The sequence below is a fragment of the Nostoc piscinale CENA21 genome, from assembly GCF_001298445.1.
GTDB lineage: Bacteria > Cyanobacteriota > Cyanobacteriia > Cyanobacteriales > Nostocaceae > Nostoc_B > Nostoc_B piscinale_A.
Window position 1 is genome coordinate 4,110,609 of sequence record NZ_CP012036.1, and the last position, 24,680, is coordinate 4,135,288.

The following is a 24,680-nucleotide window of genomic DNA, read 5'->3' on the forward strand; positions in this document are numbered from 1 at the left end:
ATGGCAATCCTATTACGAGAAGATGGTACAGTCGAGAGTGATTTCAGCGAGATAGTGCGTGAACTTGCGCCTATTGGTGTGTATCTCAAGCACTATGACCCTGGAACATCGCTACTGTTTACGAATCTTTTAGAACAGGATGTTTTGACAGCTTTAGAGAAGCAATACATTGTTGATTTACATAACAGTGTGTTTGAATTTCTCCAACAAGAAAATGGTTCTCTTTGGTGTGATTTGCTGAATGTGCATCCAGGAGTGCCGAATCTTCAGATGTTGAATGATACTTATAGTCGTTACCATACACACACTGCGGCTGAACCACTGTATGTCTTAGCGGGAGAAATGATTTTTGGCTTTGTCAGATCCGATGGTAGCCAAGTCCAAGTTTTAGTACAATCTCAAGACTATATTTCTATACCCGCAGGTGTGGAGCATTGGTGTAGTTTGACAGCATCGTTAAATTTTAAAGCTGTGCGCTATTTCACATCAGCCGAGGGTTGGCTACCCAATTACACAGGTACGCAGTTAAGTGATGCGCGTCACCAGCCCTAATTATCGTAATATCATTCATAGTTAAAAAGATGCGATCGCAATTTTTGAAATACCTATGGCTGTTAAAGTTGGAGACATTGCTCCTGATTTCAACTTACCTGCTCAAAATGGTGCAACAGTCAGCTTAAAAGACTTTCGTGGTCAAAAAGCTGTTGTACTGTACTTTTATCCCAAAGACGATACACCTGGATGCACAGCCGAATCTTGTGCTTTCCGCGACCAATATGAAGTGTTTAAAGATGCTGGCGCGGAAGTGATTGGTGTAAGTGGTGATTCCAGCGAATCTCACCAACGGTTTGCAGCGAAATATAATTTACCGTTTGTTCTTTTGAGTGACAAAGGCGACCAAGTACGCAAGCAATATGGTGCGACTGCGGCTTTTGGTTTATTTCCTGGCCGTGTCACCTATGTGATTGATCAGCAGGGAGTTGTGCAGTATGTGTTTGATTCAATGCTGAACTTTCAAGGGCATGTTACAGAAGCACTGAAGACTTTGCAAACTCTGAGTAAGTGAGTGCTGAGTGCTGAGTATTTTTTTCTCAGCAACGCCAGTTGCTACAACGGAGGGAACCTCCGCAACGCACTGGCTCCTCAGCACTGTCAACTCAGCACTCTTCATTTAACCGAGTGTGATTTCTCCTGCATCATGATGTTGTTGTGGGAGACCTTACCGTTTTTACCGTTGGTGTGACCGTTATTATTGCGGGGTTGAATGACACCGTAACCGCCGTGGTTGCGTTCATAAATAACGTTAATTTCTCCGGTTTCGGCGTTACGGAACATATAAAAGTCGTGTCCCACGAGTTGCAATTGTTCCAATGCTTCAGCAAGAGTCATTGGTGGCATGGAAAAATATTTAGTACGGACGACTTCGCTGGGTAATTCGGGAGTGCGATCGCCGATTAAATCTGGTATTACTGGTTCTGGGACAACTACTTCGTTTGTAGGTTGACTTTGAGTTTTCTTATCTTGTCGTCTTTCTTTATATTTGCGTAATTGCCGCGCAATTTTATCTGCTACTAAATCTATGCTGGCGTATAAGTTTTCGCTGCTTTCCTCGGCACGGATGACACTTCCATTTGCATAGATAGTGACTTCGGCTGCTTGTTTCGGATTAATTCGGGGATTGCGAGCTACGCTTAGGTGGACATCCACTTCGTTTGTAATGTTCTGAAAGTGACTAACCGCTTTTTCTATCTTTTGATGCACGTAATCCCTAATTGCTTCGGTGATTTCAATATTTTTGCCGTGGATGACAAGCTTCATGTAAACTCTCCCGCTCTATATGTGATGTGTGATGTGAGTTTGTTTTGTGTGAAAGTAAGTTGCGGTAAGGTCTATGACTTTTGCCAAAATAAGTTTTTTAGTTTGATGTACTGCTGTGCTTGCTCTAAATTTATTGCTTTCAATTTTCACGCGTTCCCTTGTATTGATATCCTCAGTGGATGTCTGCGCTTGTATCTTAATTCTTAGAGTCATCAGCCAGTTCATTCTTTCCTCTTATTTTGGCGTGATGCTTATTGCAGAGAATTCCTCCTAAGACCATTGCGGTTATTTATATATTCAAACTAGCACTTTGTATTTTCTATAGCAGGTTCCCTTGACGTTCCTTTAAAATCCTTTGCATTGCTTGACAATTGTTGTGTGCAACTATCAAAGTTGCAATATATTTCATTATTCCTTCAGTTGATTTTTGGCATGATTCGTAGTAATAGACCGCCAGACAAGCGTTGTTTGTTATATGACAAAAAATTGATGTCTTACACAGATGCACACGTATGGCAGCGATCGCTTCTGGCAGAACGTATTCAAGACCCCAGTCTCGATGATGTGTTAATCTTGCTAGAACACCCGCCTGTCTACACTTTGGGACAAGGCGCAACACCAGAATTTCTCAAGTTTGACCTTGATCACAGCGGTTTTGAAGTTCACAGAGTTGAGCGTGGTGGCGAAGTAACTTATCATTGTCCTGGTCAATTGGTGGGGTATCCAATTTTAAATTTGCAACGCCATCGTAAAGATTTGCATTGGTACTTGCGTCAACTAGAGGAAGTGATTATTCGGGTGTTAGCAATTTATGGTTTGGTAGGCGATCGCATTCCTGATTTTACTGGTGTATGGTTAGAAAATCGCAAAGTTGCAGCGATCGGCATTAAAGTCAGCCGTTGGATTACCATGCACGGTTTTGCTTTAAACGTTTGTCCTGATATGACTGGCTTTCAACATATTGTCCCTTGCGGGATTGCAGATAAACCAGTCGCCAGTCTAGCAGAGTGGATTCCTGATATTACTTGCGAACAAGTGCGTCCTCATATTGTGCAATGTTTTGCAGATGTATTTGGTCTTGATGTGATTGAGTTTACTTAAATAATTGCAATTTAATAATTTTTTTCTGGTGACAGTTGATTTTGTTTGAAATACTACTTAGTAGCCATCGATATAACTTTTATGGTGTTCAGTGGAAGACAGATTGCTAAATTTGCAGGGTGCAAGGGTGCAGATTTTGTTAGTTACTGAACCGTATTGTTTAACTAAGTTAAAATATGGTGGTTTACTAGTCAAGCAACAAATTCAGTACAAAACTCAACTCAAATCTTACGCGTGAAATCCCTAATTAATCCTCAAATGTATGCACCTGCGTTAAATTCCCTGAGACAGCGTGACTGGAAAGCGTTGATAGAACTGTTTGACAGGGATGATTGCGACGAAATTGAAGCTGATATCAACAAAAATTTGCACTTGAGGACACCTGAACCATGTTGGGAAGATGATCCGTTTGATTTCTTGCGGGAATTTCTTTAAGAGTGCTGAGTGCTGAGTAAAAAGTTATAAATCATTCATCTGTAACCCTTATCCCTGAACCCATACAGCTTACGGCGTTGCATAATGAGAATATGAATTAGGGTGAATCTTCATGGAATGTCCGCGTTGTAATTCCTCTCATATCCGTAAGAACGGTAGACAAAGAGGTAAACAAAACTACATTTGTGCAGATTGTGGTCGTCAATTTATTGAATATCACAATCAAAAGGGTTATGGTGACGAAATTAAACGAGAATGCTTAGAAATGTATGTTAATGGTTCTGGTTTCCGTGCCATAGAAAGAGTAAAAAAAAGTACATCATACAACAGTAATTTATTGGGTGAAACAAATGGGTGGTCAGTTACCAGAACATCCCGAAACAGCTGAAATACCTGAAATAACTGAAATTGATGAATTAGAAACTTTTGTCGGGTCAAAAAAAAACAAAATTTGGGTATGGAGTGTAGTCAACCACAAGACTTCGGGGATTTTAGGATGGGTTTTAGGAGATAGAAGTTCAGAAACTTTTCAACAGTTGTGGCAGAGGATTAAAGCGTGGAACTCATATTTTTATGTAACGGATGGCTATCCGGTTTATCCATGTTTTATTAATCAAGAAGACCATCTTGTGTGTAAAACTTATATGACACGAGTAGAAGGTGAAAATAGCAGATTAAGACATTATTTAGCCCGATTACATAGAAAGACTTTTTGTTATTCTAAGTCAGTAGAAATGCTGGAACTCTCTATTAGATTGTTAGTTTATTATCTCCAGCATCGTTGTATTCCAATGCGGGAGCAAAGCCCCCGCGAGGATATAGCGATCGCATAATTCATCTTGTGATTCAGCAACGCCAAATATTTTTTACGGTCATACAGAACGTGTCACGGCGCTGGCGTTCAGTCCCGATGGTCAGTACATTGTCAGTGGTAGTGAAGACAAGACGCTACGGATATGGGATACAAAAGGCAACTTGCTCCACACCCTCAAGGGTCATACCGAGCCTGTCAGGGCGCTGGCGTTCAGTCCCGATGGTCAGTACATTGTCAGTGGCAGTAAAGACAAGACGCTAAGGTTGTGGGATATAAAAGGCAACTTGCTCCAAACTCTCAAGGGTCATACCGAGACTGTCTGGGCGCTGGCGTTCAGTCCTGATGGTCAATACATTGTCAGTGCCAGTTTAGACTATACATTACGGATGTGGGATACAAAAGGCAACTTGCTCCACATCCTCAAGGGTCATACCAATACTGTCACGGAGCTAGCGTTCAGTCCCGATGGTCAGTACATTGTTAGTAGTGGTTATGACAATACCCTACGTTTGTGGGATACAAAAGGCAACTTGCTGCACACCCTCAAGGGTCATACCAATGCTGTCAGGGCGCTGGCGTTCAGTCCCGATGGTCAGCACATTGTCAGTGGCAGTCATGACAATACGCTACGGTTGTGGGATGTAAAAGGCAACTTGCTCCACATCATCAAGGGTCATACCAATACTGTCACGGGGCTAGCGTTCAGTCCCGATGGTCAGTACATTGTCAGTGGTGGCAATCGGGAAAATACGCTACGGATGTGGGATACAAAAGGCAACTTGCTGCACACCCTCAAGGGTCATACCAATGCTGTCACGGAGCTAGCGTTCAGTCCCGATGGTCAGTACATTGTCAGTAGCAGTTCAGACAAGACGCTACGGATGTGGATACAAAGGCAACAAAGGCGCACATCGTACCTTGCTAACTCAATTTGCCAACGGTGAAGCAGATTTATTAGTCGGGACACAAATGTTAACCAAAGGTTTAGACTTACCCCAAGTCACACTGGTGGGAGTTGTGGCGGCGGATGGACTACTGCATTTATCAGACTACCGCGCCAGTGAACGGGCATTTCAAACTCTTACCCAGGTGGCGGGACGTGCGGGGAGAGGTGATGATCCTGGGAGAGTGATAGTGCAGACTTACACCCCAGAAGATCCCGTAATTGCCGCAGTCTGCACCCACGATTATCAATCTTTTTGCCAAACTGAGTTAGAAAAACGGCGTGACCTTGATTATCCTCCTTATGGCAGGTTAATTTTATTGCGTCTGAGCAGCCTTGATCCCATTCAAGTGCAGAATAAAGCCCAAATTATCGCCGCAAACTTGGGTAACAACGAAGACTTTGAAATTCTCGGCCCTGCACCAGCCGGGGTGATGCGAGTCGCGAACCGTTACCGTTGGCAAATCTTATTAAAATTTAACCCTGATGAATTACCCCAGTTGCCCAATTGGGACGAAATTAGAGAATTATGTTGTGATGGCGTTAGCTTGACTATAGATGTTGATCCGATGAATATATTATGAGGTTGGGTAGTTTTGGTTGAATTATGGTGAAAAAAGTAGCGATCGTTGGTGCTGGCCCTAGCGGAGTTCTACTGGCTCACTATTTACTACATCGTCAGGAACAATATCAAATCGATATTTTTGATTTTCGTAGTGATCCCCGCACTGTCGCCTTTTCTAAGTCGCGCACCTTTTCGATTGTCCTCAGTCAACGCGGGATCAATGCTTTACAGCAAATTGAGGGACTAGAGGAAGCTGTGAAAGCCATTAGCTTAGAAACTAATGGAGCCGTACTGCATCAAAAGAATGGTAAAACACGGGTATTCAGTAGAAGCTACTCACAGTTAAGCCTTGATAGAACAAGCTTGGTAATTCAATTATTAGAACAGTTGGCAATCAAAGGCAGCAATCAAGTTAATCTTCACTTCAATCATGAATGTACACAAGTAGATTTTGCTGCCAAGCAAGTAAAGTTTAAACAACTTGATACTGACGCAGAAATCACCGTTAATTATGACTTATTAATCGGTGCAGATGGGGCGCGTTCTGTAGTTAGGGAAGGTTTTCTGCAAACAGATAACTTTCAGTGTGAACAAAATTATGTTGTGAATGACTACAAATCTCTTTTTCTACCACCATTAGACCCCAAATTAAATCTCAACTGGCAACAAAATAAAGTCAACTCTTGGCGGTTAGATAACAGTATCAATATTTTATTGGTTTATCAAATGGACAGCAGTTGGAGTGGTGTAATCTTGTTTCCGCACAAAGATAAAACCATTCCTGAACTTACTACCAAACAAGAAGTATTAAACTATTTTCGCCAAAATTTCCCAGAAATCGCCCAAGTATTACCAGCATCAGAAGCGGAAGATTTTGCTAATAGACCTGTATCTAGAGTCCTAACAGTGCGCTGTAACCGCTATCATCACGGCGATAGTGTTTTGTTGATTGGAGATGCAGCACATGGAGTCTCCCCATCTCTCGGACAAGGTTGTAACGCCGCCTTGGAAGATGTAAATATTTTTAACCAAATTTTAGATGAATGTGCGGATAATTTAGCCGTGGCTGTAGAAAAGTTTAGTCTTCAACGTCAAGCTGATGGAATTGCTTTAGTAGAATTAAGTGATTACGCTTTTCCCACCTCTAAAAAGTTATTTGTTGAGTTGTTATTGAGGAACCGTTTGAGTAAATATTTCTTTCCCATTTTTCCCAAGTTCTTCTTACCTTCGTTATTTGAATTGGTCGCGGAAGGCAAACTTTCTTACTCGGAAATTTTCAACTTATATCAAGATTGGATAGCGAAAGTTAAAAAATCAAATCAACAAATTTTGGCAAAAATGTAAGAAGTAACTTTTTTGAGTACGAGTGTAAAACCCAAAACTATTTAGAGGTTGTTTGAAAATTAGTTGGTTGTGATTATTAGTACTTCTTGATCCCCCCTAACCCCCCTTAAAAAGGGGGGAATTCTTCAAAGTCCCCCTTTTTAAGGGGGATTTAGGGGGATCTAAAACATGACTACAAAAAGTTAAAAAATTTGCTGCCACCAGAAAAAGCAAACTACCCTGGATGTTAGGGCTATCTTGAGGTGTTGTGATGACTACTCATCTACCGACTAATGCGCTTGCAGACACAGATGTGAACCCAGCCCATGAGATTGTAGATCAACACACTACTGATTGTTGTATTGTTGGTGGCGGCCCGGCTGGGGTGGTTTTAGCTTTTTTGTTGGCGCGTCAAGGTATATCTGTAATGTTGCTAGAGGCGCATAAAGATTTTGACCGCGACTTTCGGGGAGATACAATTCACCCTTCGGTGATGCAAATTATGGAGGAATTGAATTTAAGCGATCGCCTCTTACAATTACCTCATGCTAAAATGCGGCAAATTCAAGTTAAAACTCCGCAAGATACTGTTACTCTGGCAGATTTTAGTCACCTCAAAACAAATTATCCCTACATTACAATGTTGCCCCAAGTCAAATTTTTGGAGTTCATCACCCAAGAAGCGCAACAATATCCAAATTTTCAATTGGTGATGGGTGCGAATGTCCAAGAATTAATTACAGAAGATGGGGTAGTGAAAGGAGTGCGTTATCGGGGTGGTGGTGGTTGGCACGAAGTCCGCGCTATGCTGACAGTCGGCGCAGATGGTCGTCACTCCAAGTTAAGACAAATGGGAGAGTTTGCATCTATTGAAACTTCTCCACCAATGGATATTCTCTGGTTTCGCTTACCCCGCCATCCCGAAGAATTTGATGGGGGAATGGGACGTTTTGCACCTGGACATATTGTAGCGATGCTTGACCGTGGTACAGAGTGGCAAATTGCTTATGTAATTCCTAAAGGCGGCTATCAAAAACTACGGACGGCTGGTTTGGAGGAGTTAAAGAAATCGATTGTGGAAGTTGTGCCAGAATTAAGCGATCGCCTGTATACTCTTCAAGATTGGTCACAAGTCGCTTTTTTATCGGTAGAATCAAGCCGGGTTAAACAGTGGTATCGTCCAGGGTTGTTACTCATTGGTGATGCTGCTCATATTATGTCTCCGGTTGGCGGTGTGGGAATTAACTACGCCATTCAAGATGCAGTCGTAGCCGCTAATGTCCTCAGTCAACCTCTGCAAAATCGCCAAGTCAAGCTGAGTGACTTAGCTAAAGTTCAGCGTCAGCGAGAATTACCGACACGCATTATTCAAGCATTTCAGACATTTATTCAAAAGCGAGTATTTGCACCTGTATTGTCTGCTAATCAGACTTTTCAACCGCCAGCATTGTTACGCTTACCAATTTTGCGCGATTTACCCGCCAGATTAATTGCTTTGGGTGTGTTTCCGGTTCATGTGAAATAGTCTTTTAAATACCTTTCTTTGTTTCAATTCCTAATAGTTTTCAGATTGTTTTCTGTAATTCACGTATTACTTTAGTCTGCTCATAGTAGGAAGGCTAGTTTTGCATTTGCTGACAACGTATTTATATCAAAAGTAATTGCAACTATTTAATTTGGCGAAGCCGTGTTTTGACGTGTGCTACGCTTGCGATCGCTTTTCCTTGTACCTCCAGCTTTCTGATACTCATAACTATTGTTGCCATATTTGTAAGAAATACCACGCAAGAACTTGTCAGAATAGTCTGCCACAGTCTTTTCATTTTCCAAGATTTGGGTTCGCAAGACATCAACATCAGAGAGAGCAGAATTGTATGCTTCTATAGAATTTCGGAGGCTTTCAATTTTTTCCGTATAATCTTGGACTGTTAAACCTTCTCCAACATCGAGAGTCGGACTAATAGATTTAATGCCTGCTAGACGTACTTGAGCTTTATCTAAAGTACGTGAATTGCGTCTTTTTCTTGCCATAATTAATACTGATTTTTAATTTACTGATAACTCTATAGTGGACAATATGAGAAAAAAATTGTCATACGTAAAATTATTGATTTTTTAAAAAAAACTTAAAGTTTGTAGAATTTATCTTCCACAATGAGCAAAACACGGAAACGTTAAAGCAGAAGTTCTTACACAATGAACAAAACACGGAAACGTTAAAGTGGAAGCTCTTACACAATGAACAAAACACGGAAACTTTAAAGTGGAAGTTGCTGCACGATAAGCGGAAGCTCTTACACAATGAAAGAAACACGGAAACGTTAAAGTGGAAACTGCTGCACGACAAGCGGAAGCTCTTACACAATGAAAGAAACACGGAAACGTTAAAGTAGAAGTTGCTGCACGACAAGCAGAAGCTATTATTGTGTTGAGAATTAGTATTTGTGCGATCGCTTTGGGAGTTTTTGGTAAGGGCGATCGCCAAGTTAAACTATTTACATAATTATTTTGGAAAGTTTTGCTGTGCGACAAAGATACGATCGCAATTCATCTTGCAATCAAAAATCTATTCGTGATTACAAAACGTAAATATTCAGAAAACGCTTACCAATGACAAATGACAAATGACAACCCGTAAAATTGCTAGAATGTACCACAAAAGCGATACATAATTGCGGCAGATGCTCAAGCAACTTTGGCAGTGGCTCAAGAGGTCTTTTGGGCGTTTATTTGGCAGAAAGCATTCCCCAGTGAGGGAACAGAACAAAGTAGAACCACCGCAACGGCTAACAGATGCGGAGTATGAATCTTTGTTTCTCCAGTTGTTAGCAGAAGTCAATGATGGCTTGACTACAGGGGGAGCAAAAGGTTTCTTGGCTGCAAGGCGCATCAATGAGGGTGATTTGGTGGAGTGGTTGCGGGATTTTGGCGAAAGATTGTTAGCTTCAGCTACACCAAATGATGAATTAGCAAATTGGATGGTGCGGTTGGGTGAGTTGAGTATTGGGGAAGTTAGTGATGTTGCGGGTAATATTGGGAGGCGTTTGGGGGGAGGAGACACGAACCGCAGAGGCGCAGAGGACGCGGAGGAAGAAGCGGAAGTAGAAGGATTTACACTTGATGAGTTTTTGATTAAGTTACAACAGGATGCAAATTTATTTCAGCAAGTTGCCCAGCAGTTAGAAATTGAGACAACCGATCCACAAGTACTTATTGAAGCACTGCTTAATCAAACTATCGCATCTTACGATAAAGCTATAGAATTTAAACCCGATGATTACGAAGCTTGGCACAACCGGGGTGAGATACTATTTAATTTAGGGCAGTTAGAACAAGCGATCGCATCTTTTGATAAAGCCATAGAATTTAAAGGTGACTATCACGAAGCTTGGTGCGAAAAGGGTGTGGCGCTGGCTAATTTAAAGCAGTATGAAAAAGCGATCGCATCTTTTGATAAAGCCATAGAATTTAAAGGTGACTATTACGAAGCTTGGTACAACCGGGGTAATTCGCTGGGTAATTTGAAGCAGTTAGAACAAGCGATCGCATGTTACGACAAAGCCATAGAATTTAAAGGTGACTATTACAAAGCTTGGTACAGCAGGGGTTTGGCACTGCTTAACTTGGGGCGATTTGAAGAAGCGATCGCATCTTACGACAAAGTCATAAAATTCAAACATGATTATCCTGAAACTTGGTACAGTAGGGGTTGGGCGCTGGGTAAATTGGGGCGATTTGAAGAAGCGATCGCATCTTACGACAAAACCATAGAATTCAAACATGATTATCCTGAAGCTTGGACTAACCGTGGGATAATGTTGGATAACCTCAACTTATATCAAGAAGCACTTACCTCGTTTGAAACTGCTTTGCAAATCAATCCCAACTTTCCAGAAGTGTTCAATGCTTGGAATGGTAAGGGTAATACATTATTCAGTTTAGGGGAATTGGAACAAGCGATCGCATCTTACGATAAAGCCATAGAATCCAAACCTGACTATCACCACGCTTGGATTAACCGAGGTAATGCAGCAGGAAAGGTAACTGGAGAGAAGACAGATTTTTCCTTTACATTTGCTTTACCTAATACAGCAGCATCTAACCTGGCTTTAATATTTAACAATTCTAATTTAAATAAACGTGGCTATGAAGGAAAATTAGCCAGCTATGACGAAGGATTGAAGCATTGTCAGCAAGACACTCATCCAGAAGGTTGGGGTGAGTTGCATGGGGCAATAGGTAATGCTCATTACTTCCGAGGACGAGGTAATTATAACGCCCGCTATTTTTGGCGCAAAGCTATTAACAGTTACAAAACGGCACTGCAAACTCTCACCGCAATAGATTTTCCTGAGTTGCATCTGGAAGTTTTGCAAAATTTAATTCGCGTGCTGTTAGATTTGGAAGAAACAGTCGAAGCCACGGAACTCCAGCGCCAGGGTACAGATTTATTACGGCGTTTATTAAATGAACCAAATCGCTCCGAGCAAAGCAAAAAGCAACTAGCTCTAAAATTTGCTTGGATTCAGCAATTAACTGTTGATTTAGCCGTGCAGTCTGGAGATTTGCTGCAAGCGATTGAATTAGCAGAAGCAGGCAAAAATACTTGCTTGCATTGGTTTTTGGATGGATGGAGCGATGAAATTTCTTCTCCTAATTATTCAGAAATACAACAACTGCTTAATCCTTCAACTGCCATTGTTTATTGGCATCTCAGTTCTTACGCCTTACACACTTTCATTCTTAAACATAACGCCCCGTCACCGATTGTTTTGGGAAACACCGAGTTTTTAACTCAGGCGCAACGTCTACGGGATTTTGAAGACTGGGTGAAAAAATGGAACGAACAATACGCCGATTATCGCAAGGGTAAAGACAAGCAAGGCGAAAAAAATAGAACATGGCGCGACAATTTACCCGAAATGCTTCGGAATCTGCGTCATATTCTCGATATCAATGCTGTCGTCTCAACAATTCCAGATATTACTCAACTAATTCTCATTCCTCACCGCGACTTGCACCGCTTCCCTCTTCATGCACTGTTTCCACCTGAATTTATCATCAGCTATTTACCCAGCGCAAAAATTGGATCTATCCCTGTTAAGAAAGACAACCATAACCAAAAAAATTTACTTAGCATTGAACATCCCAACAGTAAGGGTTATCCCTCATTAGACTTCGCCGAAATCGAATCGGAAGCTATCAGCCAAATGTTCGCCAACCCTACACGTCTGCATTCCGAACAAGCTACACAAAAAGCACTGATAAATGCTTTGCCCCAAGGCTACAATGTTTTTCACTTTACAGGACATGGTGTATATAACTTCCAACATCCGGCGTTATCTTTTTTGGCATTAGCAGGTGAAGAAAAGTTAACTTTAGCGGATATCTACAACTTTAATTTGCAAAGCTACCAACTCGTCACTTTAGCAGCTTGCGAAACTGCAATCACCGGAAATCACACCATCACCACAGAATATGTAGGGCTTGTCAGTGGCTTTATGGGTTGCGGTGTGGCTCATGTCGTCAGTACCCTGTGGACTGTAGAATCAGCCGCTAGTGCTTTGGTGATGATTCAGTTTTACCAACTGCTGCAACAAGGTAAACCAGAAACCATCGCCTTGGCTGAAGCTACCCAATGGTTGCGAAATGTCACAAATGCAGAACTAGCACAATGGTATGTAGCGCAAATTGCCAAACTTCCTGAAAATGAAGGACTGCTTCGCCGTTTCTGGTCACGCCATTTAGATAAGCTTAAGAATGATCCAGAACCTAGTAAACAACCCTATAATCACCCTTACTTCTGGGCAGCTTTTACCATTACTGGCAATTTTTCATCATGCAACCATTAGAAGCATCGGAACTAAAAGCCTTTATTTTTGCACTCTCCCGTCTTGATTCACCATTACCAAGTCATATTCAGGCGCAACTACAGACAATTAATATTCCTGACGATATTGATCAACTATATGCGATCGCCATCAGTCACCCTTCCCTAAAAGCAGCCTACGAACGAGTATATGACAATATAGATGCGATCGCTCAATTCCGCAGTAAAGGTGTGGAAAGTTTACCTCAATATAAGCCAGATTCCACAAATACAGAAATTGACAATGCTTCGAGAGAAATTGAAGAGCAGCTAGTCAAATTTGACCAAAAAGTTGATCAAAATAAATTAGCAATATTAGCCAAGCAAATTTTTCAGGCGTTAAATCCTGTAAAAACAGCGAAAAAAGTCATTAACACCATTCTTTCTTTATGAATAGACTTCTTGCAAAAGTCATAATTCTAGCGTCTTTCTTTGCGTCTTTGCGCCTTTGCGCGAAACAAAAACATTATGAATCAAAATTATCAATTAATTTATCCAACCCTCGATTTATTTCTTTATGACCTCAAATCTGGTTTGGGACAGGATGAAGAAAAACTCGAACAAAATCGTCAACTATTTTGGCAAAAAGTTTATGGTAATCAGTTAGATAGTAAAAAGATTGAAGAACTTGCCCAAGCAGAAACAGATAGTTACGATTATATTGAATTACTAGGTCATAAAAAATATGAATTTTTTCCCAGTCCTTTAAATGGTTATTACTATCCCGTCCAACTGGGAGACACTTACGCACTGCAAGTAGACTGTACTGCTAACTATATATCCGATTACAAATACTCTCCACAATCCATTGATTGTTTGCATAATTTACAAACAGAAATTCTGACTAAAATCAATCATCAAAATGGCAAACTTGGTCAAAGTTGGTTAATTTGGGGTCAGTTATCTACAGATAATCAAGACCCCCAAGCCACAGCACAAGAATGTTTTGCCCAGTTAAAATTGCATCCGCAGCAAAATTGGCAAAATGATTTTATCGGTCAAGATAAGTTTTTTGGTGGAACTATATTTGAACTGCAACGACTTCCAGCAAAAGCACCAAACTTGCATGATAGTTATCATCTATTAATTTGTTTGTTTCCTTATCAAATCAAAACCGATGCAATTAGAGAAATTAGCAGCAAGTTATCTCCTCAATTACTCCAACTTTTAAGATACCGCCATAAAATCCATTGGGCTAATTCTCAAAGTCAGGAAATTAAAGATAATTTAAAACAAGCAGCTAAACTAGCACAAGCTATTGTAAATAATTTGAATGCTAACTTGAAAAAACCAGATATTAAAATTAATGAATTAGAAACTTTCCTGAAAAACACACCAGAAATTTTATTGAAATATACTAATAATTTAGCGTATTTAGATGACCAAAGACGCACAATAGAAGTAAATATAAACAATTATCAAAAACGTTACCAAGAACTTATAAAGTTAGATAGTAATAGCGATTGGGAATTTTTGCAAATATTCAGTAACTATACTAAAGAAAAGTTTTTAGCCCAAATTGAAACTGACCAAGCTAACTTTAGCCCTGGTTTAACATTAATGGAAAATTACATTAAGACCATACAAGGTATTATCGATATTGAGCGAACTAAAAGCGATCGCAATTTAGAAAATCTTATCGGTAGTGTTGGTATCGGGTTAGCAATCAGCCAAATTGCATCTTCAATATTAGTTAGTCAATATCCACCACAAAAAGAAACACCCTTTTTCCTGACAACAGTCTTTGGCGGAAGCGTTGTTGCTGGAGTGCTTACCAGTATAATCGCCTGGATATTATTTAAAAAAATTCGCCGCTAAAAACTCTTTCTTGTGTGCTATCACTCCGTACCCTGTGGAAAGGCTTGCGCCTACGTAATGACAAGTGTTTAACCCGACATGATATAATTCGGTTGAGCAATTTGTATTCCTCAAACAATAAATCTCTCGTAATTAACTAAGACTAAGCGGCTAAACAATTTAAACGCACTCTCTGTTTACTCCCCTACTAATGCCAATGCTTGATTGATTACTCGGTCAGACAGATACATTCCACAGAGACGCAGCTGTTCAACCACAGGACGCGCTGCTGGAATTACCCCCCGTTGTTTGGCAGTGAGAACTATGCCTAGAGTTCCCCGTACTGGGATTCCCAAAGCTACTGCACAATAACGGGCTGCTAAATCATCAAGTATTACCTCTGTGCCAGTATTTACATAAGCCCAAGTTAACACAGCCGATTCACCAGCACCTAAATCCCAGCTTTGAATAATTGCGGGAACGGATGGTGTCGCAACCTCTACCAGCCAAGAAGTAGTTGCTAACGCCATTGCAGTTACATCCGTCTGCCCGTATGCTTGAATTTCACTGGCTACAGCCTGGGGGACAATAATTTCTGGACTGACTATCTGCAATAGGTCGAGAAAGCCACCCTTGGTTAAAAAAATCAGTGGAGAGGTGTTGATTGCAGGACGTTCAGCCACGGTTTAACTCTTGTTGCAAGTCATCAAAGTCTACGGTAAACACATCTACTTGCTCACGAGTAAGGGCTGCAAGAAAATCACGGCGATTTAAACCTGCAATTTGAGCAGCTTTTTCCTGGGAGATTTCACCCTTTTGATACCAGTAGATAGCAGCAGCCAACCGCATATCACGCACAAATTCATCTGGGGGAAGACGGCGGGCTGAGAATACTTCTTCGGGTAAGTCTAGATTTACTCTGGTCATAGTTTTCTCCAGTTAATTAAAATCCAAGACCTTTCTTTCTTGCTATTACAACTCAGTGTTAGTGTTGACATAGCATTATTGTAAACAATGCCCAAAAAATAATTCTGGATGTAATATAATAATCACATCCAGAAATTATCTCATCTACTCTACAAATATTACTTAAAGAAAATCCGAATTAATTTATTCCACAGTCACCGATTTTGCTAAATTCCGAGGCTGGTCAACGTCTAAACCGCGACGGGCGGCAATGTGATAAGCCAATAGTTGCAATGGTACTACTGTCAGAATGGGTGATAATAATTCATCCACTGATGAAACGGGGAGTAAATCATTAAATATTTCTGCCGCTTCACCGTCTTTTACAGGTGTTACACCAATTAAGCGTGAATCTCTGGCTTTGGCTTCTTGGGCGTTAGAAATGACCTTTTCATACACATTACCAGGAACAGCGATCGCCACCACCGGAACTTTAGCATCTAATAATGCAATGGGGCCGTGTTTCATTTCGCCAGCCGGATAACCTTCGGCGTGAATATAGCTAATTTCTTTTAATTTCAAAGCCCCTTCTAACGCAATGGGGAAGTTAATTCCTCTTCCTAAAAAGATGAAATCTTGAGTATCAGCAAATTCATGGGCTAAATGTTCTGTTAAACGTTCTTGGCTTGCCAATGTTTCTTCAATTTCTTGAGGAATTTGTCGCAGTCCGTTAATAATTTGCTCTACAGTTTCTTTGGGAATTGTTTGACGACGGGCAGCTAAATCTAAGGCTAAAGCATAAAACGCCATCAATTGGGCAATAAATGTTTTTGTTGCTGCTACGCCAATTTCTATCCCAGCTAAGGTACTAATAATATTAGGAACCATGTGGCCAAGGCTACTTTCTGGGCGGTTGGTAATCCCTAAAAGTCGCGCTTGATATTTCGCCTCTTGACCTTGGCGGCGTTCTTTTTCCATTGCTAAAGCTGCTAATGTATCAGCAGTTTCACCAGATTGAGTAACACCAATAATTAATGTATTTGGTGTTAATGGTGATGGTGCATAGCGATATTCCGAAGCGTAGTGTACTTGGGTGGGAATTTCTGCTAATTGTTCTAATAAGTGTTTGCCAACTAAAGCGGCGTGCCAACTTGTACCACAAGCGACGATATGAATTTGTTCTAAATCTGCGTAGAGTGATTCAGACAAGCCGAGGTTAATAGGTGACACTGACGCATCAGTTGAATTATGAAAATATGCTTCTAAATTAGCTCTAACCACTCCTGGTTGCTCATAGATTTCTTTGAGCATGAAGTGTTTGAATCCCTGCTTTTCCACCATTGTGGGACTCAAGTTGAGCATCCGGGGTTGTTTTTTCAACCTCTCGCCTGCAAAGTTGTAAATCTCTACACCTAATGGTGTGAGACGGGCAATTTCCCCATTTTCTAAAGGTAATACGGCACGGGTGTAAGCAACGATCGCCGGGGTATCAGAAGCACAGAAAAATTCGCCCTGACCAAATCCAATTACTAAAGGTGCTTGTTGACGCACTACAATTAACTCGTCGGGGTAATCAGCCGAAATAACTGCGATCGCAAATCCACCTTCTAGCTGATTAGCAGCTTGACGAACTGCATCTAAAAAATTTAAATCTGGATTTTTTAATAATTCTGCAATCAAATGGGGAATGACTTCTGTATCAGTTTCCGAACGAAACTGGTGTCCTTTTTGTTTTAAGTCTTCCCGTAACTCGCGGTAATTTTCCACAATGCCATTTTGAACCACCGCAATACGTAATGCTGTATCCAAATGGGGATGAGCATTATATTCTTCTGGTTTACCATGAGTAGCCCAGCGAGTATGACCAATGCCAATTTGAGCCGGATTTTCTAGCTGTTCGAGTTTAGAACGCAGGTTATGTAGTTTTCCTTTCGCCCTAACACAATTAACTTCACCTTCCCAAATTGTGGCGATTCCCGCAGAATCGTAGCCTCTATACTCTAGTTTTTCCAGTCCAGACAGTAAAATTTCTGTTGCTGCTTGAGTGCCGATATACCCAACGATTCCACACATTGCTCACACCATTTTGGTTTTAGGATTATTAAATCCAGTATAGATGTTGTTAAAAGGGGTGTATGGGTATAGGGGTATAAGGGTATAGGAAGAGAAATTACATTAAACTCAGCCAAAATTAAATAACTAGCCCACTCAATCTCATTACAAGTTATTTTTATATCTAACTACGAATGCTGCTTTGTCCTGTGCGTAGTTCTAATAAATTTGGTGTAGCAAAAAAGCCAAAATAAATAGCGATCGCAGCAGTAATTCCATGAAGCCAGACATCATTCCCAAAAATTGGAATAAAGCCTAAAGTTGACTGCGTAGGAGGAAAAAGCCCCATCACAGTTAGCAAGCCATAGAACAGTCCTAATACTCCACTATAGAGGCGGGCGCTACCTAATGAAACAGATGCCCAAATTCCTGCAATTCCCACCACAAAATGAACAATATTGTGTAAAACGTTGACGGGGAATAATCCTAACAGATATCCGTATCCGATTGTAAATGAAAGTCCAGCCATATCAGGTGTAACCGTAGGCTCTGTCTTCAACACAGGAATAAAGCCCATAACACCAATCACAGTAAAGATAATGCCAATAATTAAGGCGAAGTACTGTCCTGCTTTGTACTGTTCTGCCTTCATAATCGAACTCCTGGTTGTTTAGAACAATCGGAAATTTTTCAAGCCCAACAATTGACTAGTACAACAAGGCAAAAGTAAAAGGTCAAAAGGAAAAAGAAAGAATAGTGATACCACAAGCTTTCTCGCAATTTCTTATGGTCTATTTATTTACGCCAACCTGTACTAGCAATTAACAAAAATTTCCAAGACTATCTCCATACAACTTTAGAGTTACGGTTCTTTACTCCTACTCTGGTTCTATTTTGCTTCTACCTCTGCCTTTAACAGATGTGTAAAAGCTGTGTATACGCTTACACCTTTATATCTTTACAATTGCCCTAATAAAGGTTTTATATCGGTTTTAGGGCAATACGGTTCAGATAAAAAAAAGTAAATCATCACAAAACCAAAAAATAATGACTCAACAAAAAACGCAAGAATGATTTTGCAGGGGGCTTGGGGAACGCAACCGTCCCCCAATCGGGGGTTTGGGGGAGAATCCCCCAAATCTTGTTCATTATCTAAGTTTTTTAATTGTGAATTTGTATTATTCAAAACCCCTATACCCTTTCACCCCCACACCCTATCTCCACAGATAATCTTTGAGCATAAGTTCTCACAAAAAAAAAAGGAGCAACTTGCTCCTTCTGCCACTAAGGTATGTTTATGATTTTTGAAGTTTTACCCTAGTAAGGTGGGCAGAACCCACCCTACAGTGCTAAAAAAGCTTGCTATGGAGACACTTAATTGAGAGTCTGATGAGAAATTTTAGAATAAATTCCGCATCAATAAGCTAGACCCATGCTGCGAGTTGTTTCAGCGCCCAGGTAAACCCGGATGCTCAAAAAGTCGGTGGGGCAGGCAGTTTCACAACGTTTGCAGCCAACGCAGTCTTCTGTGCGGGGTGAGGAGGCAATTTGAGCAGCTTTACAGCCGTCCCAGGGTACCATCTCTAGCACGTCGGTGGGGCAGGCGCGAACACATTGAGTGCAGCCAATACAGGTATCGTAGATTTTTACGGTATGAGACATTGAAAAAAGGCTCCTTTCGAGTTCTCTTCTCTGCGAAAGAATCATAATCAAGGCATAGTTTACCGCAGTGGCTTATCCCGCGTAAGTAAAAGGCTACATAACTTTAAACAATGTAATAGGCACGTTTTAAAGTTAAAATTTGCGAAATTTCTCTGTTTCCTTATAAATCAGCTACAGAAGAGCAGCGTGTTTCCCTCATTTGTTAACTACCTTCAATTAGTTGGTGTAAAGATATGTAAATAAAAACAGTAGCGGGTAGGGGCTGGCGTTCCACAACAAATTACATTTACCAGCAAATAATTGCCATAAGTAAGTGGGTGGGAAAAAACCAAAGTATGTTAAGAAATTCTAATTAGGCTAAAATCCTCTTTTCTCCTGCCTTCTGCCTCCTGCCTTTTCCTAACTACAATTATTTACACCGTTCTACTTATTACCAATCTTGATACAGTTTTTGAGCATGAAACATAATTTCCTCTTTTGGTAGGCGAATTTTGGGTGTTTGACGAGGATATGATGTTTCTATAGCGCGTGTATCTTGCTCAACAACAGTTGTGACTGCACTCAACATTGAGCGTCTTAATAAAGGTAGCAGAACTGGATGTTTAGGTTTGCTGAAGACCAACACAAAGGTTTTAGTTTGCGTTTCTGTTTCTGGATATAAGATATGCACCTGCAAAATTTCTCCTAGTAAAAAAGAGGTGCGAAAAGTTAGCAGTGAAGGAAACGCATATTCTAAGATGCCAGTGTAGGTTTTAGGTGCGGTCAAAACAACAGGGTTGCGGATGATATCATTCCAGGTGCTATCCTCACGCTCTAGTTCCTGGACAACTTTGAGCCAATATCCTTCATGCTCAAACACCGGGACGCGATTAGCTTTAATCCCAAATAAGTCGCGGTGTGTACCACTTTGATGGTTGTAATCATAGTTAATTAACAAGTTATCTAAAAAAGTGCCGCGGATGCTTTTTTCCCCAGCTACACCGACAAAACTCATACCTGCACTTACTTTTGAGATGAGGTCTGGGATGGGAATTTTTGGTACATGACCAGCATAAGTCCAAATACAGTCATCTTTGATGATTAGTTCTAGGGGAGTTAACAGTGGTTGAGTACCTATTTGTCCGGACTGATGCAACCTTCCTTGTGCATCAAATTCTAAGGCATGAAAGGGACAAGCAATTGTATTTCGTTCTTGGCAAATCCAGCCATCAGATAAAGGTGCTTGCATGTGGGGACAAACGTTATCTAGGGCGAAAATTTCACCTTGCTGATTTTGCCAGAGGACATAATCTTGACCATTCAGCGCCACTTTATAAGGCTTGTTAATACCCAGCATGGAACGGTGGGCAATTAACCACGGTGCGCCAGGGAGAATGACTGCCATAAAAGTCTCCTAGTTAAAGTTATGTGAGACTATAGCGATCGCTATAATCTTGCAAGAGTTAAAGTAAATTGTGACAAAACTTTCATATTTGTATTCAAAATACGACAGATTATTCATGTTTGTCAAGAACTATGGCTATAAGTAAACCTGATCTGATGCGCCGTCAACCCAAGCAAAAGCGGAGTCAGCAAAGGGTTGAAAAAATTCTCCAAGCAGCGGCCGAAGTTTTTGCAGAGGTGGGTTATGAAGCTGCAACTACCCATCAAATTGCAGCGAAAGCCGAAACAGCCATTGGTTCGCTGTATCAGTTTTTTCCTGATAAACTCGCCATATTTCATGCACTCGAAGCTATACACATGGAACGGGTGACAGAAATTCATATCAAGCTTATGCAGTCAGATGATAAGCATGAATCATTATTAAAGTTTATTGAGTGTACGGTAGATACTTACGCCCAATATTTTGCAGATCCCATCCCTCGCGTTGTCTATATTCAGTATTTTGTCGCACCGGAATTATTTAAATTATTTGACGAAAACTTTGATAAGCAACTAATTCAACAATTCGCCGCCTTTTTTTCGCCAGTGGAACCCAGACTTAACTGTAGAAAAAAGTGAACTTTTATCTGAAACGGTGCATCGAACTTATAACGCTTTGCTGTTGAATGCACTAAAACAGGATGAGAGTAAACGTCAAACCCTTTACGCCGAACTCAAAACATTGTTAATTGCATATTTAACACCATACACTTTGCCGCAGCAAGTAATGAAAGTAATGATGTGTCCTTATTGCCAGTCATCACGGTTATCAAAAAATGGGCATCGTCACGGAAAGCAACGCTATCTCTGTAAAGATTGTGGTAAGCAGTTTTTGGAAAGGTTGAATTTGTAGTTATTTGGTACTTGTGCAGCGAAGTTGTTTGTGGAGATTGGGTGTAGGGGTGTGAGGGAAAGGGGACAAAGGGGACAAGGGAGATAGGGGGGCAAGGGGTTGTTTAATTTGATGAGTAAGCTGGTAGGGTAATTGTAAATATACTGCCTTCACCTAAACGCGATCGCACTGTTACATGACCATTCATACCTTCGACTAGGGTTTTGACAATTGATAGTCCTAAACCACAGCCACCGGTGGAACTGCTGCGGGCTTCATCGATGCGGTAAAATCGCTCAAAAATCCGTGACTGATGTTGTAAAGGAATACCATAGCCTTGGTCGCAAACTTCGACAATGGCTTGGTCGGCTTGTTGATAAAATTTGACAGTTACAGGGGTTTCTGGCGCAGAATACTTAAAGGCGTTATCAACTAAATTAATTAAAACTTGTTTGAGGCGGTTGTAGTCTGCTTTCGCTGCAATTGCTGGGTTAGTAGATTCAATTGTAATCTGGCGATCGCTATAAGTTTTCGCCATCACCACAACTTCGGTAATTAAGTCATTTAATGAGCAATTTTCGAGGCGAAATAGCAAATTACCACTATCCGCCCTGGCTAAATCAAGTAAATCTTGTAATAATCGAATGGTGCGTTCGGCTTCGGCGGCGGCGGTGGCTAAAGCTTCTCGTTGCACTTCAGTTAAATTATGCTGTCGTCGCAAAACACTTTGCAAATAACCATGTACGATGGTTAGGGGTGTGCGTAATTCGTGAGATACATTACTGACAAATTGTCGCTCTTGCTCCCAAGATTGGAACAGCCGCGATAACATCATGTTGTAAGTTTGAGTTAATTCTCGAACTTCGCTGGGTGCATTGTCTAAATACAGTTGTGCTTGTCCTAAGTCTGCGAGGGAAATGACTTCTGTCATTTGACTTAACTGACGGAGGGGTTGCAGAGAACGTTTAATATAAAATGCGATCGCTACAGAAATAATTGTAATAGTGACAATACTGCCAATTCCCAAACTCTGCACAATCACTAAAAACATACTTTGTTCTTGGGTGACATCCTGCACAACAAATAATGCTCCCACAGTCTGACCTTGTAATCTTAAAGAATTACCACACATCACAAAGTAGCTTTTCCCCATTTCTTGGGTTATGGGTTTCATGGATGTATAAGTTAAATCCATTAATTCAGCTACTTTTTTTGACGGTAACTTATTTAAGTTATCTGATTGAGCTATTATCTGATTTTTAGGATTTTTTACCCATAAATATGTATTTGTAGTACTTAAATTATTAATTGCCCTTTGCAGCCCATTTTCTTCAGGTAAAATTTCTGTATAAAGCTCTACATAATAAGGCAAATGTTGGGTAATTTGTTGAATATTATTTTTATAACTATTAATTAAAAATTGCTGCATTTTCCAGCTTGTCCAGATAGCTAGGCTACCTAATCCTAAAGCCGAAACCGCAGCAATACCAATTGTCAGTCGAACACGTAATGAAAAAGGATCAATGACCCGAAATATTTTCTGAATTTGGTTCACTTCGGTGCTTGAGGGTTGGGTGTTGGACAAGTTTTATTTACATAATCGCACTGATAAATATAAGGTTCCTGCCAATTCAAGGGAATTTCTAATAAGTCTCTTGTACCTGTTAATCCTTGTCCAATAAACAGTAAAAGAGCAACACAGTTTAAAATTGTATGAATTACCCGCCAGCGATGAGACTTATAAATATCTTGCACAATTGCTAAGGAAAAAACCATCAGTAGAGATGCGGTAATGCCAATATAGTAGTGTGACCAATACCATTCATTAGTCCGTCGATAGACTCCATCTTGACAGCCTAGAACTACTAAACCAATACCAGTTAAGGTCGCAAAAATAGCTCGCCATGATTTATTTTTAGCTTGATAAAGTAGTACTAAAGAAGCAATAGTCGCCACAAACATTAATATGATAAAAATTACTTGGAAATTAGCAGTATTCCACAATTGCTTTTTGATAATATTTTTACCAATGGGATAGGCTAAACCGACTAATGTTAAGCCAACAACAGCACTGGTTAACCAATCACCTAATTGTTTATGCTCTTTACCAACCACTGGCGGAATTTTACTCTTACCTTCGGTTGAATTTTGTAAACGCCGTTGACGAGTTTGCCAAGCAAAATTAGCAACATTCCCAATTAACGGAAAGACAAAAATAACTGCGATCGCTGGATGTACAAGTCCAAGAAAATCTGCTGTTTCCATAAATCTTTTGTATTATAATTATTGTGAATTTGCAATGTGTTTAGTATTGAAAATTATCAATTTTTTTCAAAGATACTAAATATTCCTCAACATTCCAATTTTAAATCTTAAAAACTCAACCCATACAGTTAGTTATGGGTTGAGACAGTGTTTAACCACCAAGACTGGCATAACCAAAAGTAGCATTAAATTTCCGACACCAAACCGCTACTGATCTATATCCAGACAAGTTAAGATTTCCCGGTAAAGCATAGCTTTGACTACCACTAAATCTTCTCAGGCGACCAACTAAAACGTAATCTTTGGCTCTTAAGCCATAGATTTTGGGCGCAGCAGAACGATGTAAAATCACGAACACATCAGGGCCACTACTGGTTTTAAAATTCTGACTAAATTGTAAATATCTGGTTCTGTTTCTGCTAACAATGCTAACTGTTCCGCGAGTTGCGTGTTCGCCGTTGCGAAAGTTAGCAGACTGACCTACAGCCGCAGCTAATTGATTAATTGAAGTTTGAGCAACAGGTGTAGAAGTTGATGTCTGATATGCAGTTACTTCTTGAATAGAAGCAAGACTAACAGTTGCAATCATTCCTAGGATAGCTAAACTATTGAACTTCATAGTGTTTACATCCTCAATTACTGCTATATGAGAAAAATTTATAGCTGTCTTTGATGATGAATATTAAATTACGCTGAGAATTAGCTAAAAATTTAGTTCAGCCATTTTTAGCAGAATTTAATTCTAGTTAATTTCTCACTTAATTCTTAGCAAAAGAAATAATAACCTGATACTCTTCTAGTATGATAAGCAAAGTCTATACACTGCAAAATTTAGTGATAATAGTTAAATGTTTTGTTGTTGACTTAAGCAAACCT

23 protein-coding genes and 3 pseudogenes are annotated in these 24,680 nt (G+C 40.3%); 15 read left to right on the top strand and 11 right to left on the bottom strand.

Going from position 1 to position 24,680, the window contains the following annotated elements:
* Both ACX27_RS17875 and ACX27_RS17880 read left to right on the top strand, forming a co-directional pair.
* Positions 1 to 552: a 1,2-dihydroxy-3-keto-5-methylthiopentene dioxygenase gene (locus ACX27_RS17875; RefSeq protein WP_062294793.1), complete on the top strand. Its 552-nt coding sequence runs from the start codon at positions 1 to 3 to the stop codon at positions 550 to 552.
* A gap of 55 nt (positions 553 to 607) precedes the next feature.
* A complete protein-coding gene (locus ACX27_RS17880; protein WP_062294794.1) occupies positions 608 to 1,066 on the top strand; it encodes a peroxiredoxin in 459 nt (152 codons plus the stop codon).
* A gap of 101 nt (positions 1,067 to 1,167) precedes the next feature.
* Here ACX27_RS17880 and hpf read toward each other — a convergent pair whose 3' ends face one another.
* Entirely contained in the window at positions 1,168 to 1,818 is a 651-nt protein-coding gene (hpf, locus tag ACX27_RS17885) for a ribosome hibernation-promoting factor, HPF/YfiA family (RefSeq protein WP_062294795.1), read from the bottom strand.
* A gap of 432 nt (positions 1,819 to 2,250) precedes the next feature.
* On the opposite strand from hpf, the gene lipB reads away from it, so the two are divergent.
* The 7 genes and pseudogenes from lipB (at position 2,251) to ACX27_RS17925 (ending at position 8,524) form a co-directional block, all read left to right on the top strand.
* A complete protein-coding gene (lipB, locus tag ACX27_RS17895) occupies positions 2,251 to 2,919 on the top strand; it encodes a lipoyl(octanoyl) transferase LipB (RefSeq protein ID WP_062294797.1) in 669 nt (222 codons plus the stop codon).
* A 234-nt stretch (positions 2,920 to 3,153) separates the two neighbouring features.
* Positions 3,154 to 3,354 (top strand): hypothetical protein, encoded by a 201-nt coding sequence (locus ACX27_RS17900; RefSeq protein WP_144427482.1) that lies wholly within the window; start codon positions 3,154 to 3,156, stop codon positions 3,352 to 3,354.
* A 112-nt stretch (positions 3,355 to 3,466) separates the two neighbouring features.
* Positions 3,467 to 4,187, top strand: a protein-coding gene (locus tag ACX27_RS17905; protein ID WP_062289714.1) for an IS1 family transposase whose coding sequence is annotated in 2 segments (ribosomal slippage) — positions 3,467 to 3,661 and positions 3,663 to 4,187 — 720 coding nt in all. Because the reading frame shifts where the segments join, the coding sequence is not laid out codon by codon here.
* A 28-nt stretch (positions 4,188 to 4,215) separates the two neighbouring features.
* Positions 4,216 to 5,112, top strand: coding sequence for a WD40 repeat domain-containing protein (locus tag ACX27_RS17910; protein WP_083468913.1), 897 nt, complete (start codon positions 4,216 to 4,218; stop codon positions 5,110 to 5,112).
* Positions 5,066 to 5,695: pseudogene (locus tag ACX27_RS17915) on the top strand (helicase-related protein); the annotation flags it as partial. The gene ACX27_RS17910 and the pseudogene ACX27_RS17915, both read left to right, overlap by 47 nt.
* Before the next feature lie 23 nt (positions 5,696 to 5,718).
* The gene (locus ACX27_RS17920; protein ID WP_062294801.1) at positions 5,719 to 7,020 is read left to right on the top strand and encodes an FAD-dependent oxidoreductase; all 1,302 of its coding nucleotides are present in this window, start codon (positions 5,719 to 5,721) and stop codon (positions 7,018 to 7,020) included.
* 250 nt (positions 7,021 to 7,270) lie between these two features.
* Positions 7,271 to 8,524: an FAD-dependent oxidoreductase gene (locus ACX27_RS17925; RefSeq protein ID WP_062294802.1), complete on the top strand. Its 1,254-nt coding sequence runs from the start codon at positions 7,271 to 7,273 to the stop codon at positions 8,522 to 8,524.
* 146 nt (positions 8,525 to 8,670) lie between these two features.
* Here ACX27_RS17925 and ACX27_RS17930 read toward each other — a convergent pair whose 3' ends face one another.
* On the bottom strand, positions 8,671 to 9,030 hold the full coding sequence (locus ACX27_RS17930) for a hypothetical protein (protein ID WP_062294803.1): 360 nt from the start codon (positions 9,028 to 9,030) through the stop codon (positions 8,671 to 8,673).
* 650 nt (positions 9,031 to 9,680) lie between these two features.
* On the opposite strand from ACX27_RS17930, the gene ACX27_RS17935 reads away from it, so the two are divergent.
* The 3 genes from ACX27_RS17935 (at position 9,681) to ACX27_RS17945 (ending at position 14,686) form a co-directional block, all read left to right on the top strand.
* The gene (locus ACX27_RS17935; RefSeq protein WP_062294804.1) at positions 9,681 to 12,851 is read left to right on the top strand and encodes a CHAT domain-containing protein; all 3,171 of its coding nucleotides are present in this window, start codon (positions 9,681 to 9,683) and stop codon (positions 12,849 to 12,851) included.
* Entirely contained in the window at positions 12,839 to 13,261 is a 423-nt protein-coding gene (locus ACX27_RS17940; protein ID WP_062294805.1) for a hypothetical protein, read from the top strand. The genes ACX27_RS17935 and ACX27_RS17940 overlap by 13 nt, the downstream gene beginning before the upstream one ends.
* Before the next feature lie 75 nt (positions 13,262 to 13,336).
* On the top strand, positions 13,337 to 14,686 hold the full coding sequence (locus tag ACX27_RS17945; RefSeq protein WP_062294806.1) for a hypothetical protein: 1,350 nt from the start codon (positions 13,337 to 13,339) through the stop codon (positions 14,684 to 14,686).
* Between the two features lie 176 nt (positions 14,687 to 14,862).
* Here ACX27_RS17945 and ACX27_RS17950 read toward each other — a convergent pair whose 3' ends face one another.
* The 6 genes from ACX27_RS17950 to ACX27_RS17980 form a co-directional block, all read right to left on the bottom strand.
* The gene (locus ACX27_RS17950; protein WP_062294807.1) at positions 14,863 to 15,348 is read right to left on the bottom strand and encodes a PIN domain-containing protein; all 486 of its coding nucleotides are present in this window, start codon (positions 15,346 to 15,348) and stop codon (positions 14,863 to 14,865) included.
* Positions 15,341 to 15,592, bottom strand: a complete 252-nt coding sequence (locus ACX27_RS17955) for a UPF0175 family protein (protein WP_062294808.1) — start codon at positions 15,590 to 15,592, stop codon at positions 15,341 to 15,343. The genes ACX27_RS17950 and ACX27_RS17955 overlap by 8 nt, the downstream gene beginning before the upstream one ends.
* A 183-nt stretch (positions 15,593 to 15,775) precedes the next feature.
* Positions 15,776 to 17,644, bottom strand: a complete 1,869-nt coding sequence (gene glmS / locus ACX27_RS17960) for a glutamine--fructose-6-phosphate transaminase (isomerizing) (protein WP_062294809.1) — start codon at positions 17,642 to 17,644, stop codon at positions 15,776 to 15,778.
* Positions 17,645 to 17,807: 163 nt separating this feature from the next.
* The gene (locus ACX27_RS17965; RefSeq protein ID WP_062294810.1) at positions 17,808 to 18,275 is read right to left on the bottom strand and encodes a DUF4383 domain-containing protein; all 468 of its coding nucleotides are present in this window, start codon (positions 18,273 to 18,275) and stop codon (positions 17,808 to 17,810) included.
* 764 nt (positions 18,276 to 19,039) lie between these two features.
* Positions 19,040 to 19,285 (bottom strand): photosystem I iron-sulfur center protein PsaC, encoded by a 246-nt coding sequence (psaC, locus tag ACX27_RS17975; protein WP_012411495.1) that lies wholly within the window; start codon positions 19,283 to 19,285, stop codon positions 19,040 to 19,042.
* Positions 19,286 to 19,715: 430 nt separating this feature from the next.
* Complete coding sequence (locus ACX27_RS17980; protein ID WP_062294812.1) at positions 19,716 to 20,669, bottom strand: Rieske 2Fe-2S domain-containing protein; 954 nt, start codon at positions 20,667 to 20,669, stop codon at positions 19,716 to 19,718.
* A gap of 131 nt (positions 20,670 to 20,800) precedes the next feature.
* Between ACX27_RS17980 and ACX27_RS30995 the strand changes: the two genes are divergently transcribed.
* The 3 genes and pseudogenes from ACX27_RS30995 to ACX27_RS33990 all read left to right on the top strand — a co-directional run.
* The gene (locus ACX27_RS30995) at positions 20,801 to 21,286 is read left to right on the top strand and encodes a TetR/AcrR family transcriptional regulator (RefSeq protein WP_083468761.1); all 486 of its coding nucleotides are present in this window, start codon (positions 20,801 to 20,803) and stop codon (positions 21,284 to 21,286) included.
* A gap of 16 nt (positions 21,287 to 21,302) precedes the next feature.
* Positions 21,303 to 21,347: pseudogene (locus ACX27_RS33985) on the top strand (hypothetical protein); the annotation flags it as partial.
* A 96-nt stretch (positions 21,348 to 21,443) separates the two neighbouring features.
* Positions 21,444 to 21,545: pseudogene (locus ACX27_RS33990) on the top strand (IS1/IS1595 family N-terminal zinc-binding domain-containing protein); the annotation flags it as partial.
* Positions 21,546 to 21,663: 118 nt separating this feature from the next.
* On the opposite strand, the gene ACX27_RS17990 reads toward ACX27_RS33990, so the two are convergent.
* The 3 genes from ACX27_RS17990 to ACX27_RS18000 form a co-directional block, all read right to left on the bottom strand.
* Positions 21,664 to 23,094, bottom strand: a complete 1,431-nt coding sequence (locus ACX27_RS17990) for a sensor histidine kinase (RefSeq protein ID WP_062294813.1) — start codon at positions 23,092 to 23,094, stop codon at positions 21,664 to 21,666.
* The gene (locus ACX27_RS17995; RefSeq protein WP_062294814.1) at positions 23,091 to 23,804 is read right to left on the bottom strand and encodes a DUF4079 domain-containing protein; all 714 of its coding nucleotides are present in this window, start codon (positions 23,802 to 23,804) and stop codon (positions 23,091 to 23,093) included. The genes ACX27_RS17990 and ACX27_RS17995 overlap by 4 nt, the downstream gene beginning before the upstream one ends.
* 151 nt (positions 23,805 to 23,955) lie before the next feature.
* The gene (locus ACX27_RS18000) at positions 23,956 to 24,423 is read right to left on the bottom strand and encodes a DM13 domain-containing protein (RefSeq protein WP_062294815.1); all 468 of its coding nucleotides are present in this window, start codon (positions 24,421 to 24,423) and stop codon (positions 23,956 to 23,958) included.
* Positions 24,424 to 24,680: the final 257 nt, after the last annotated feature.